Raw genomic sequence first — 12,285 nt, 5'->3', positions numbered from 1 at the left:
ACCCATCCTCATACATACTTTCAGTTTTATTAAAAAAAAGATGATCTGATCTTCGAGATGGATGAATATTGGGCGGATGATGGTGAAGTGCCTGAGTGGAGATTGAACTTGAGGATTGGAACATACATTCAATAATTTGGGTTTGAATAATAGGTGAGAAATAATGAAATACGAAAAAACAATCAAACTTAAAGACGGAAGACGATGTCTTATACGAAATGCAACCGCACAAGATGCAAAGGACGTTCTTTCGGCCTTTAAAAAAGTTCGTGAAGAAACGAATTTTCTTCTCACCTATCCGGATGAAAAGGGGTTTAGTATAGAAGAAGAAAAGAGCTTTCTAAACCAGAAAGAGGAAAGTGCTGCCGAGGTACAACTTTGTGCTCTGGTTGGTGATGTAATTGTAGGCCTTGCAGGTGTCAGCGCAATTGGAGCAATGGAAAAAATAAGCCACCGGGCAGAATTAGGGGTTAGCATCGAGAAAGACTTTTGGCATCTTGGTATCGGTAGTGCGCTTACGACAGCGAGCATAGAATGTGCAACAAAAGCGGGGTATCGGCAGCTGGAGTTGGAAGTCGTCGCAGATAATATAAATGCGATCGCCTTATACCGAAAAATGGGTTTTATTAAGTACGGAAGAAACCCGAGAGGCTTTGTTTTGCGAAGCTCGGGTTACCAAGAATTGATTTTGATGAGATTGGAACTTCGTTAACAAATTGTAAGTTGTGGGGGGGATCATAGTGAATACATTTAACGAATATGTTCGTGATTGTTTTTCCGTAGCTGGCGATATTACCCTAAAATCCATGATGGGCGGATACCTTGTATACCTTAACGGTAAACTGATAGGTGATATTGGCGATAATGAACTGTTTCTGAAGAAAACGCCTACATCGGATAGACTTCTTGCAGGCACAGAATTGCGTTATCCCTATGAAGGTTCAAAGACGTTGATGCACGTATTCGACAGATTTGAGGATACGGATTTAATTAAAGAACTACTGGAAGGTATGTATACGGAACTGCCCGAAAAGAAACCCAAGAAAGCTAAATGAGACAAACAATCTTCTTTACAGATTACACATGGAATGAAATGATTGTCGATTCGTAGCATTGATATTGTATTCACTATGGGCGCATATAGACGGTTGCTGGAAGAATCCATGAAGCACGAGTTTGAGATTCATGTATTTTAATGAAACGAACATTTAACTTATGAGGTTTTTATGAAAGAAAAAGAAGAAATAATACGTTTGTGGTTTGAGATGTGGATAATTCAACGAGATTTAGGTATGGATCATATTTTTTCAGAAAATGTGGTTTACACGGAAAGCTGGGGACCACAATATTATGATCTGCAAACAGTAAAACACTGGTTTAAAGAGTGGAATACGAGAGGGAAAGTTTTGGTATGGGAAATTAAGCAATTTTTTCATAAAGAAAATCAGACTATCGTTGAATGGTATTTCAAAAATGAAATGCATACAGGAAAAACAGAAGAATTTGACGGAGTTTCTTTGATTGAATGGACGGCTGATAATAAGATAAAATTTTTAAAGGAATATGGATGCAATCGAAGTAACTACAACCCTTATCAGCAAAGCAGCGATCCTGAATTTAGAGATGAAAGAGTAAATTGGTTTTGATGTCGTCAACGAACAAATCCTAAGTTATATGAATAATTATGCTAATTAATCAGCCTTTGATTCGCGCCCTCCAACAAGATTACCTTTGCCATCTTCCATCGTGCAACGAGCGTTAAGACTCTTTTCTTGATGCATGGTTATCATCAGGGTAGTCATGACACATGCGGAGAGCGTGGTTCTGTTGACTAAAGTACATAATTGATAGTGTAAAAATGCTTGAAATATAAGGATTTTCCGAGGATTTGGAAGTTAATCCAGATCCTCGGATTTTCTACGTTTTGGGAGTTGCAGAGAGGCGGATTTTTATAGTTGGATAGACAGAAGTATTGATTTGGGGTTGTTAAGACAAAAATATTGATTTTAGCTGTCCGTATTTTGGCACACGTCTTATGATATTTATTTAATTGGTAGTGCGGAATTTACGCTAAAATCAATTTACTTTTCGAGTTAAATATGCTATAATAACGATATATAAATGGATAAGGAGGTCACTCATGAGTATAAGCAGTGAGATTAAAGATATTAGAAGAAAATGTCTGTTGAATCAAACGGAGTTCGCTGATGCGATTGGTGTCTCTTTTTCAACAGTAAATCGTTGGGAAAATGAAAAGGCAATTCCAAATTATCAGGCATTAAAGAAAATCAAAGATTTTTGTGAAAAGAACGATATTTCCTTTGAAGTAGATTCAAAGGTATGGGAGGAAAAATAATGAACGTAATTAGTTTGTTTAGTGGTTGCGGTGGTCTTGATCTTGGCTATCTTTGATGACAAGCTTATCTTTGAATTCAAATCCGGCATGACACTTGAACTTAAGAGATAATTGAATATGGAATATGATACGGACACCTTGCAGTGATGCAGGGTGTTTTTGTCATTCATAAATAATTTACAGAGCAAAACTGTGCCAGGATTGAAAATATCAATCAAATGGTTTATAATAAAATGAGTTGAGGTGCGTTTTAGACATGGAGGATTATGATGAAGACATCCGATATGATTAAAGAATTATGTAATAAAAAGAATATAAGTCTTTCAGAACTTGCCAGACGGATAGGTCAGACTCCACAGAACTTTGGCAAGAAACTGAAACGAGATACTGTGACTTTGGAAGAATTAAAGCTGATAGCTGATGTCATGGGTGTAACCTTTGAGCAGTCATTTATCTTCCCGGATGGAGAGCAGATAAAAACAAGCAACGAATAGGTGGTGAGTTCTACGGATAGATTTTCAGAGAAGAGCCTCCTTTCACTTGGAGATTATTATGTGTACGGACTCATAGATCCATGCACAAAGCAAATCTTCTATATTGGAAAAGGCACGAAAAACAGAGTGTTTGAGCATGAAAAAGAAAGCCTGGGTAGTCCAGATAGTGAGAAGTTGAAACTGAAGACTATCACAGATATCAAGGATGCCGGACTTGAAGTAGAAAAGATAATTATAAATTCAAACTTAACTGAAGAAGAGGCATTTGCTGCAGAGGCATCACTGATCAATGCATTCAACTATGTTAGTGATGCGGGACTTACAAACATTGTTGCCGGACATCATTCGGCAGAGGCTTTATCAGTTGATGAGTATGAAAGAATAAACGGTGCCGCCCCGCTTGAAGAAAAAGACATCAGGCACAAAATCCTTGTCATCAAAATAAACAGACTCTATCAGAGAGGTATGGATGAGAAGGTATTATATGATGCTGTTCGTGGTGTTTGGAGAGCATCAAAGGTAAAGGTTAAAACAGTTGAGTATGTTTTCGGTGTTTACAATTCTTTGATTGTGGCCGTATATAAGCCATCAGAGTGGTTTGTATGTAAAGAGGCAAAGGACAGACTTCCAAGACAGGATATCGTTCTGACACCGAAAACTGAAAATAGATTATTCTTCGTGGATGAAGGATATGAACAGGGACTTCCGCTTGATGAGAATGAATCATTCTACATTGGAAAGTCGATAGCCGGACTGAAGTTAAACCAGTCGGCACAGAATCCGATTACATATCTGAATCCACGGTAGAGAGATAAAATTCTGTTTAGTGAACAATAACAAATCATAATTTAATGGAATAGACAAATTTGAATTTGTAGGGATGAAAATTTGATTTTCATGACAATGGAGGAGGAGATAGCATGATAAAAAATGTGGCGCTTGTTAGCCTATCGGCAGGAACGATAGGTGAAGACTATGTAAAGCATGAAGTAAATATAGGACTTAAAAGGCTAGAAGAATTTGGCCTAAATGTAAAAGTTATGCCACATGCAATGAAAGGAATTGAGTATATAAAAAATCATCCAAAAGAGAGAGCTGATGATTTGCTCTTGGCAATGAGGGATAAGGATGTCGACATGATTCTCTGTGCAATCGGTGGAGATGATACATATCGATTACTTCCATATTTGTTTGATAATAGTGAGCTAAAAGAGGCTATTGATGCAGCGGGAAAGGGAAAAATATTTCTTGGATTTTCAGACACTACAATGAATCATCTAATGCTACACAAGCTCGGATTTAATACATTTTATGGACAGTCATTCCTGGCAGATATATGCGAAATGGAAGATGATATGTTGTCATATACAAAAAAGTATTTTGAAGAGTTGATTAGTACGGAGCACATTAATGAAATTGTGCCAAGTGATATTTGGTGTGAAGAGCGAACAGACTGGTCTGTAAGAGCAGTGGGTACTGAAAGAGTTAAGCATAAAAATGAAGGCTTTCAGCTTCTTCAAGGGAAGACAGTGTTCTCAGGGAAGATTTTAGGCGGTTGTCTTGAAAGTATGTACGATGTTTTTGATGACAGCAGATATTCTGATACTGTTTTGTTATGTGAGAAATATGGTCTATTCCCAGCTTTGGAGGATTGGAAAGGAAAAATACTTCTACTTGAAACAAGTGAAGAGCAACCAAATCCTGAACACTATAGAAAGATGGTGGAGGCCATAAAAAAGGCAGGAGTCTTTGATGTGGTCTCAGGTGTGTTATGTGGCAAGCCAATGGATGAACTATATTTTGATGAATATAAAAAGATTATTGTAGAGGTTATAGACAATCCAGAACTTCCGATTGTTGCTAATATAAACATCGGTCATGCAACACCAAGATGCATCATTCCGTTTGGTGTAGAGGCTGTGGTGGATGCAGTAAATCAGAGCATAAAATTCTAATGATACTATTATAACTATAAAAGGTAAGTGACACACAAAATTGAAATATTTATCGTTCCAAGATGAGTAACAAATTTCAGTTTAATCCGTCAGTTGGATTGCACCGAAAATTGAAATTTAGGTAATAGGCATTTACCCTATTTGCCTATACGAGCAATAGGGCAACTCAACACTCGTATCGGTTCGACATACCCATTTTAAGGCGAAAATTGGTGTTCCACCATTCCCTTGTACAGTAGGTGATGAATAGGTTGTTCATTGGAGAACCGAGCCATGTGGAATGCGTGATGAAGATGATCAAAGCCTGATTATGATTGGGTATATTTTGCTTCAAAACATCGGCGTTTCAGTATGAAAGATAGAGGGAGCCATATGAAAAAAATTTCCTTATGTATCGTAGCGATTGGTTTGAGCCTTATTTTGCAGGGTTGCGGTGGAACGCCCAAGACTTCCACAAAAAGCAGTGATGCGGTTTCTTCTTCAGAAACGGACAATGAATCCTCGGAAGCACTTGAATCCTCGTCTTCGAAATCGCCATCGAACAGCGATGCTGCCGCTTCGGAAATGGAAAATGAAGCCAGCGATATCAATGCTATTGGTAAAACGAAGGTGGAAAAAGGTTGGTTTGATGTAAAAATTACGATTCCCAAAGAATTGGTACAGAAAGACGCATCCCTGGATGCCGAACAAGAGGATGGCGTATTCAAAATCGAGCGAAATGCCGATGGCAGTGAAACCTTCTATATGTCCAAGCAAAAGCATCAGGCGATCCTCCAAAGTTTTCAAGAGCAATTTAAAGAAAATAGCAATAAAATCATCGCTAATTCTAAAGGGCATCGCATTGTAAAAATTGAATCCAATCCGACCTTTACGGACTACAAAGTCTATTTGAATGCAACGGAACTCAACCTCGAAGAATCCATGCTGACGATGCAATTTTCAATGCAAGGCGCTTTTTATGGCATCTTTTCCGGCGATAAAGTCACGCGCGTCCATGTGCAATATATTCATGCGAAAACCGGCGACATCATAGAAGATTGGGATACCGACAAATTAAAGAGTTCGCAGCAATAATCTTGTTTTCCTTGCGTTTTTAACGTAAGCGCGAAAGTCGTCCGAGTGACGCAGAAAGAGCCGCCTCCGGCGGCGATTAAAAATAAGGAGCGCCGCTCGCGCGGCGCGGTTTGATACAAGTGGAGGGCGGCCCAATGGGCCGCCTTCCTTAATTTCATTTACAAAGGCCCGGCGGAGCCGGGCTTCATTAATGGACTTGTGGCACCTGTGTGCGTTATTCGGCTAGGTAAAAACCGAATACGGGAAAATACCTAGCCACCGCATGGCACTGCAAGGCGTATTTCGGCTAGGTAAAAACTGTATATGGAAAAATACCTAGTCGCCGCACGGCGTTGCAAGGCGTGTTTCGGCTAGGTAAAAACCGTATATAGAAAAATACCTAGCCGTCGCATAGCACAGCAAGGCGATTTCCGACTAGGTAAAAACCGTATAAGGAAAAATACCTAGCCGCCGCACGGCGTTGCAAGGCGTATTTCGGCTAGGTAAAAACCGTATATGGGAAAATACCTAGCCGCCGCACGGCGATCGACTGCGATTGTCGGCTAGGTAAAAACCGTATATCAAAAAATACCTAGCCGCTACACGTCGTTGCGTCGCATTGTCCAGAAGCAGCGCCGCTCACGCGGCGCAGTTTGACACAAGTGAAGGCGGTTCGATGAGCCGCCTGCCGTATTAATCAGAAAGCTCGGCTAAAAAGAGAATTTTTGCCTTGCCACATCGCGAGATATTCCGTATTATCGCAAATTTTTTGCTCAACAGGGTAAATTAGGAGTGAAAAGCTTTCCTATTGATAAGCACATATTTTGGTTTTATCGATTGGAAGTAGTGAAGGAGGCCGCTTTGAAAACGTCGGGAGTCGTTTTCAAAGCGGCATAGGAGGCATTATGAAAACTGTATCGGAATTATTAAAAGAAGCTCGCGTAGCCGCGCCAGGAGCGCAAACTGCAGCAGCACCCACAACGGCAGCTCGCCTTGCCACGCAGAACCCCGCGTCGGAAGCCCAACCCGCAACACCAACGCCGGAAGTCCACTCCACGGCCAAACCAGCCCCTGAAATACCGCAAGATACGGAGCCTGATCCGAAAGCTCTCGCATCGCTGCAAAAAAATCCGGTCGAGGGAGAGGATTTGTCAGCGCTGTTTACACAGTGGCAGATTGGGAAGGTGACGATTAAGAACCGCATCGTGATGACATCGATGGGGGGAACGAATTTGCTGGGATGGATGGAGAAGAATCATTTTGATGAAATGGGGGCGCATTTTATTCAAACGGTGGCGGAGAATAATGTGGGATTGGTTCTGCCGGGATGCCAGCCGGTGCTGAATCCGATGTTTGGGCAGTGGCTGTATAAGAATAAAAAGATGTATCGAGATTTGGCTAAGTGGCTGGTGGATTTCCATAAGACGGGGGCCAAGTTGTTTGTACAGCTGACGGCGGGATTCGGGCGGTCGTTTACGATTTCGCCGATGATGGAGAAGCTGTATACGAATCCGATGTTGCGCTTTTTCGCAAAGCCGGTGCTGAATCTGGATCGAATTACGGCGTCAGCGTCGGAAGCGCCAAATCGCTGGTCGGACAAGGTGCCATCGCGAGCCATGCGTGAGGATGAGATTCATGAAATGGTGGAGGCGTTCGGAAAGTCGGCGAAATTGTTGCAGGAGGCCGGCGTGGATGGCGTGGAGGTACATGCCGTTCATGAAGGATATTTGCTGGATCAGTTTACGTTGAAGTATGTGAACAAGAGAAGCGATGCCTACGGAGGATGTGCGGAGAATCGCTATCGCTTTGCAGTGGAGATTGTCAAAGAAATTAAAAGAGTGTGCGGAGAAGATTTTCCGGTATCGCTGCGGTATTCGGTGGAATCGAAGACAAAAGGATTTCGACAGGGAGCATTGCCGGGAGAGGCATATACGGAAGTCGGACGGGATATGGAAGAGTCGCGATGGGCGGCACGCTATCTGCAGGAAGCGGGCTATGATATGCTTAACTGCGACAATGGGACCTATGATGCGTGGTATTGGTGCCATCCGCCGATTTACATGCCGGAGAATTGCAATTTGGCCGAAGTCAAGGAGATCAAAAAGGCGGTGGATATTCCTGTGGTGTGCGCAGGCCGCATGACGCCCGAGCAGGGGGCCAAGGAAGTGGCAGAGGGAACGCTGGATGGTGTGGGCTTTGCGCGTGCTTTTTTGGCGGATCAGGAATGGGTGACGAAGCTCAAAGAAGGACGTCGCGATGAAATTCGCCCGTGCATCCTTTGCCACAATGCGTGCTTTAATATGAGCAAATGGGAAGGTACGCCGAATATGCAGGAGATGGAGGATTCGCTGCATTTGGCACGCTGTGCAGTCAATGCGGAAACCATGCAATGGGATAAACACCATATTGAAAAAACGACACAGAAAAAAACGGTGCATATCATTGGTGGCGGCGTGGGCGGCATGGAGGCAGCGCGCGTGTTGAAGCTGCGAGGCCATGAGCCGGTGATTCATGAAAAGAGCGATGCTCTGGGCGGCGTGGTGATTCCGGGCGGTGCCGAGTCGTATAAAAAGCCCATGCGCGATCTCTTAGATTGGTATCGCGGCGAAATGAAGCGACTTGACATTACCGTACAATTAAAAGATACGATAAGCGCCGATGAAAGCTTTGGAGACGATCCTGTGATCATTGCTACGGGAGCAACGCCCATTATGCTGAAAAAAGTATCGGGCTTTGAGAAGACGGTGGAAGCCACGGATTTTTTAATGGGTAAACAAGTTGGCGAAACGGTGGCCGTTATCGGCGGCAGTCTGACGGGCTGTGAAATTGCGTATGAATTGGCGTTGGAGGGGAAGAAGCCCTTTATTATTGAAATGAAGGAAGACCTGATCGCCACTCCGGGCGTGTGCCTAGCCAATTCGTCGTATTTGCGCGAATGGTTTGCTTGGAAGAACGTACCGGTGTATCTCAATGCAGCCTTAACCGAGGTGAAGGACGGTTGCATCGTATACAAGGATCAGTCGGGCGAGAGCCATGAACTGCCCTGCGATTCGGCTATCTCCGCTGTCGGCTACGTGCCAAAACCGCTCATCGCGAAGGGGACACGCACCAATACCTATTGGATTGGCGATTGCAATAGCGTCGGCAATATTCAAACGGCGGTGTGGCAAGCGTATGAAACGGCCATGCAAATTTAATGTGGCAGAATAGAACGTGGTCGGTTGCGACCGAATACAATCAAAAAGGAGCTTATCATGACAGAAAACAACCATACATCCATTGCCATTCAGGATTGCTACGGGGAGCGTTTCCAACATTGCTGGGGATGCGGACCGAAAAATAAGATGGGTATGCATCTGCATTCGTATCCGAGCGATGATGGGGAAATGTGTGTATGTCATTTTACGCCGGATGCGCAGTATACGGGCGGGGTGCCGGCGAATCTTTTCGGCGGTATGATAGCAATGGTCTTCGATTGCCATGGGACGGCGTCGGCAGCGTGGTTTGCTCATCATAAGAAGGGGCTGACGCTCACGCCGGAAACGGTGATCGGACGTTTTATTACCGCGCATTTGGAAGTGGATTTTAAGAAACCGGTACCCATGGAGCAAGAGATTACGATTCGCTCGTATCTGGAAGAACTTGGCGAAAGAAAAGCCATTGTGCGTATGGAAATGGAAGTAAAGGGCGAAGTGCGTGCGAAAGCGAAGATGGTGGCTGTGGCAGTAAAAGATACGATGTAACGTTAAGGGGGACAGATGGCGGAAACCTCACCGGCCTTGCGCCATGCGCAAAACCCGTACTGCTTTTGTTCTCTCTCTAGCCAAGAAAGAGTCTTCAGCAAAAGTACGTAACCATCTTTTGCAGTTTGAACAGTGCGCCGCCACATGGTCTAACGCCGGCGAAGCAGCAGATGAAAAGCAATTTGTTGCTTTATTAAAGGAAAAAGTCGGGCTCTGAGAGCTTAATAATATACAACGGAGAGTTGTACAACAAAGCGTTGCCGGGGAAAAGCCCTTTTTCAACCATCCGTATGTGGAAGTGGAATCAACCGACCGCTACGATGAGGACAGAAAGGGAGCAAAGGAGGCAACTATGTTTCAAAATGCACAAATCGGACAAATCATTCAAGAAAGACGGAAAACATTGGGCATGACGCAGACGGAATTGGCGGGACAGCTCGGGATATCGCCGCAAGCGGTGTCAAAATGGGAAAATGGGATGGGCAGCCCGGATATTTCGCTGCTGCCGGAAATTGGTAACATTTTGCACCTGAGTATGGATCAGCTTTTCGGGTTGGCATCGGTGGAGTTCGACGATGCGCCTTCCTATGGCGATGGCGGAGCCGCCAAGGCGGCAGACCACGCCGAAGAGGCGACGCAAGACGAACACGACGGAAATGCCACCTCGTATGCGGAATCGGCATCGGCGTTTCCAGAAACCTACCACGGTTTAACTTTTGTGGCCAGTTTTCGCAATCGCGCTTGTTATAGCAATGTACCACTTTCGCATCGCGATGGGGAACATTTGTATTTTGAGAACGGCTCGGAAGCGGATTTGTCGGAAAATGTCGTGGTGAATCACGACCGCAGTCGGATTGAGATTGTGTTTCTTGAGGAGATTCGCCGAGAGGCGGCAAAGGAAGCAAAAGAAGCATCGAATTTGGGCAATGCGGAAGAAATTTCGCGCTTAAATCTGGAGTTGCATGGCAGCTGCAAAGTGCAGATTCGCAAGACGACAGCTTCGCAATTTTCCTGGCGTGCGGAAGGCAGTCAATCCTTTCTTCGCTCGATCCAAGCCACACAAGAAAATCATTGCTTGCGCCTGACGATAGATCCAAAAGAAAATGCGCATTCCCTGCGCATTTTCAATAATCCAATTTTTGGAAAGGACAACAACACCATTACGATCGATTGCCCGAGCGATACTTTGGAGGAATTGCGCCTGCGCACCGCAGGTTCGAGCGATGTGGATGCTTCGGTTTCTTTTCAGAGGGCTTCGATTCGAACCGCAGGTTCTTCCGATGTCAATTTAGCAAGAGTAGAAAATCTCGAACTGAATATGGCCGGTTCCGGCGATGTGGACGTCGAAACGTGTTCCGGTGCCTCAATTCGTATGGCCGGCTCCGCCGACGCCTGCATTCATCAAATTTATGGTGTCCTGCACGTGGATTTAAGCGGCTCCGGCGACTTCAAAGTGGACCAAGGTGAAGTATCCGAGTTTCGCTGTTCTCTCAGAGGCAGCGGCGATGTGGATGCCCGCGGTCTTGTCGTTGATGATTCCGAGGTGGTCATTCGAGGCTGTGGCGATGTGGTCATCGGTCGCGTGAAGGGCAAGTCCGTGGAGCAGCTCTCCATGAGCAGCACGCTCGAGATTTTGCAGCGCGGCTGAGTCCGATAGAAACGCGCCGATGGTGCCATTTCTGCCTACCAGCAGGCAATGGCACCGTCGGCGCGTTTTTCAGTGCCACCGACGAGAACGCCGTTTTGTTTGCGCCAAATGATTTGGCCGCGGCCCATGGCATTGCCGCCCTTTTTTAACATGGCAAGGCCCGCCTGTGATGCTAGGGGCTGGGTGGTGCAAACCATGCCGCGGCGGGCGTAAACGACCTCACGCTGGGAGGTGTAGGTGCGTAGCGATGGCCCAAAATTGACCATGGATCCCCCTTTCTCCTTTGCGTCAGATGCGAGGGAAGCCGCCATCAACGGGCAGATTGACGGCTGTAATATATTTGGCCTCATCGGAAATGAGGAACAGTGCCGCATACGCGATGTCGTCCGGCTCACCGTTCTTTTTCATCGGTACCACTTGGGCAAGTTTTTCCAGCGATTCTTTGTCACTGACGGGCAGAATCGGGGTTTCGATGATGCCGGGGCAGATACCGTTGACGCGGATGCCTTGGGCGGCATAGTTTTTGGCCAGAACTTGCGTCAGCATATTGAGCGCAGCTTTGGAGGTGTTGTAGGCGTAGCCGCCGATGGAGGGCTTGAGACTCGCAACAGAGCTGATGTTCAGGATATTGCCATGACTCTTTAGAATGTGAGGCATGGCTTTCTTTGTGAGCAGGAAGACGGACTTTAGATTCGTATCGATGATACGGTTAAAGTCCTCTTCACTCATTTCCTCGAGAGAGAGCAGTTTAAAGATGCCGGCGTTATTGACGAGAACGTCCAGTTTGCCATACGTTTGAATGGTTTCATCCACCAGATGCTGAAGATCTTCTTCTTTCATCACATCACCGGGGACGAAGATGGCTTCGCCACCATGGGCTTTAATTTCCTCGAGCACGGCAGTGCCGCGCTCTTTATTGCGGCCGTTAATCACGACCTTGGCGCCTTCTTTTGCGAACAGAAGGGCACAATGTTTCCCGATGCCGGAGGTGGATCCGGTGACCAATACGACTTTGTTTTGTAATTTCATAGCACGC

The 12,285-nt window shown here is 45.1% G+C and carries 13 protein-coding genes; 11 read left to right on the top strand and 2 right to left on the bottom strand.

What is annotated here, in order from left to right; genetic code table 11:
- Positions 1–163 precede the first annotated feature (163 nt).
- From BN98_RS03660 to BN98_RS07865, 11 genes are all read left to right on the top strand, one after another.
- Entirely contained in the window at positions 164–712 is a 549-nt protein-coding gene (locus tag BN98_RS03660) for a GNAT family N-acetyltransferase (RefSeq protein WP_019189670.1), read from the top strand.
- A 28-nt stretch (positions 713–740) separates the two neighbouring features.
- A complete protein-coding gene (locus tag BN98_RS03655; protein WP_019189671.1) occupies positions 741–1,055 on the top strand; it encodes a TfoX/Sxy family protein in 315 nt (104 codons plus the stop codon).
- Positions 1,056–1,226: 171 nt separating this feature from the next.
- Entirely contained in the window at positions 1,227–1,646 is a 420-nt protein-coding gene (locus tag BN98_RS03650) for a nuclear transport factor 2 family protein (protein ID WP_019189672.1), read from the top strand.
- A 494-nt stretch (positions 1,647–2,140) separates the two neighbouring features.
- Positions 2,141–2,356, top strand: coding sequence for a helix-turn-helix domain-containing protein (locus tag BN98_RS03645; RefSeq protein WP_019189673.1), 216 nt, complete (start codon positions 2,141–2,143; stop codon positions 2,354–2,356).
- 266 nt (positions 2,357–2,622) lie between these two features.
- Entirely contained in the window at positions 2,623–2,850 is a 228-nt protein-coding gene (locus tag BN98_RS03640) for a helix-turn-helix domain-containing protein (protein WP_019189674.1), read from the top strand.
- 3 nt (positions 2,851–2,853) lie between these two features.
- A complete protein-coding gene (locus BN98_RS08590) occupies positions 2,854–3,657 on the top strand; it encodes an LEM-3-like GIY-YIG domain-containing protein (protein WP_195891102.1) in 804 nt (267 codons plus the stop codon).
- A gap of 113 nt (positions 3,658–3,770) precedes the next feature.
- Positions 3,771–4,805, top strand: a complete 1,035-nt coding sequence (locus tag BN98_RS03625; RefSeq protein ID WP_019189676.1) for a S66 family peptidase — start codon at positions 3,771–3,773, stop codon at positions 4,803–4,805.
- Between the two features lie 372 nt (positions 4,806–5,177).
- Complete coding sequence (locus BN98_RS03620; RefSeq protein ID WP_019189677.1) at positions 5,178–5,879, top strand: hypothetical protein; 702 nt, start codon at positions 5,178–5,180, stop codon at positions 5,877–5,879.
- An 884-nt stretch (positions 5,880–6,763) separates the two neighbouring features.
- The gene (locus BN98_RS03615) at positions 6,764–9,055 is read left to right on the top strand and encodes an oxidoreductase (RefSeq protein ID WP_019189678.1); all 2,292 of its coding nucleotides are present in this window, start codon (positions 6,764–6,766) and stop codon (positions 9,053–9,055) included.
- Between the two features lie 57 nt (positions 9,056–9,112).
- A complete protein-coding gene (locus BN98_RS03610) occupies positions 9,113–9,601 on the top strand; it encodes a hotdog domain-containing protein (RefSeq protein WP_019189679.1) in 489 nt (162 codons plus the stop codon).
- Between the two features lie 352 nt (positions 9,602–9,953).
- Positions 9,954–11,249 carry a GIN domain-containing protein gene (locus BN98_RS07865; RefSeq protein WP_019189681.1) on the top strand — a complete coding sequence of 432 codons (1,296 nt, stop codon included), beginning with the start codon at positions 9,954–9,956 and terminating at the stop codon, positions 11,247–11,249.
- Between the two features lie 35 nt (positions 11,250–11,284).
- On the opposite strand, the gene BN98_RS08690 is transcribed toward BN98_RS07865, so the two are convergent.
- Both BN98_RS08690 and BN98_RS03595 read right to left on the bottom strand, forming a co-directional pair.
- A complete protein-coding gene (locus tag BN98_RS08690) occupies positions 11,285–11,515 on the bottom strand; it encodes a hypothetical protein (protein ID WP_019189682.1) in 231 nt (76 codons plus the stop codon).
- A gap of 22 nt (positions 11,516–11,537) precedes the next feature.
- Complete coding sequence (locus BN98_RS03595) at positions 11,538–12,278, bottom strand: SDR family NAD(P)-dependent oxidoreductase (RefSeq protein WP_019189683.1); 741 nt, start codon at positions 12,276–12,278, stop codon at positions 11,538–11,540.
- Between the last annotated feature and the right edge of the window lie 7 nt (positions 12,279–12,285).

It is taken from the genome of Levyella massiliensis, assembly GCF_000308275.2.
Classification (GTDB): domain Bacteria; phylum Bacillota; class Clostridia; order Tissierellales; family Peptoniphilaceae; genus Murdochiella; species Murdochiella massiliensis_A.
This window is presented reverse-complemented; position numbering and strand designations above follow the sequence as displayed.

What these genes read in the sequence shown, in the direction of transcription:
- BN98_RS03595 (WP_019189683.1), bottom strand. Translation starts at nt 12,278, where the DNA reads ATGAAATTACAAAACAAAGTCGTATTGGTCACCGGATCCACCTCCGGC.
- BN98_RS03620 (WP_019189677.1), top strand. Translation starts at nt 5,178, where the DNA reads ATGAAAAAAATTTCCTTATGTATCGTAGCGATTGGTTTGAGCCTTATT.
- BN98_RS03625 (WP_019189676.1), top strand. Translation starts at nt 3,771, where the DNA reads ATGATAAAAAATGTGGCGCTTGTTAGCCTATCGGCAGGAACGATAGGT.
- BN98_RS07865 (WP_019189681.1), top strand. Translation starts at nt 9,954, where the DNA reads ATGTTTCAAAATGCACAAATCGGACAAATCATTCAAGAAAGACGGAAA.
- BN98_RS08690 (WP_019189682.1), bottom strand. Translation starts at nt 11,515, where the DNA reads ATGGTCAATTTTGGGCCATCGCTACGCACCTACACCTCCCAGCGTGAG.
- BN98_RS03660 (WP_019189670.1), top strand. Translation starts at nt 164, where the DNA reads ATGAAATACGAAAAAACAATCAAACTTAAAGACGGAAGACGATGTCTT.
- BN98_RS03645 (WP_019189673.1), top strand. Translation starts at nt 2,141, where the DNA reads ATGAGTATAAGCAGTGAGATTAAAGATATTAGAAGAAAATGTCTGTTG.
- BN98_RS03615 (WP_019189678.1), top strand. Translation starts at nt 6,764, where the DNA reads ATGAAAACTGTATCGGAATTATTAAAAGAAGCTCGCGTAGCCGCGCCA.
- BN98_RS03640 (WP_019189674.1), top strand. Translation starts at nt 2,623, where the DNA reads ATGATGAAGACATCCGATATGATTAAAGAATTATGTAATAAAAAGAAT.
- BN98_RS03650 (WP_019189672.1), top strand. Translation starts at nt 1,227, where the DNA reads ATGAAAGAAAAAGAAGAAATAATACGTTTGTGGTTTGAGATGTGGATA.
- BN98_RS03610 (WP_019189679.1), top strand. Translation starts at nt 9,113, where the DNA reads ATGACAGAAAACAACCATACATCCATTGCCATTCAGGATTGCTACGGG.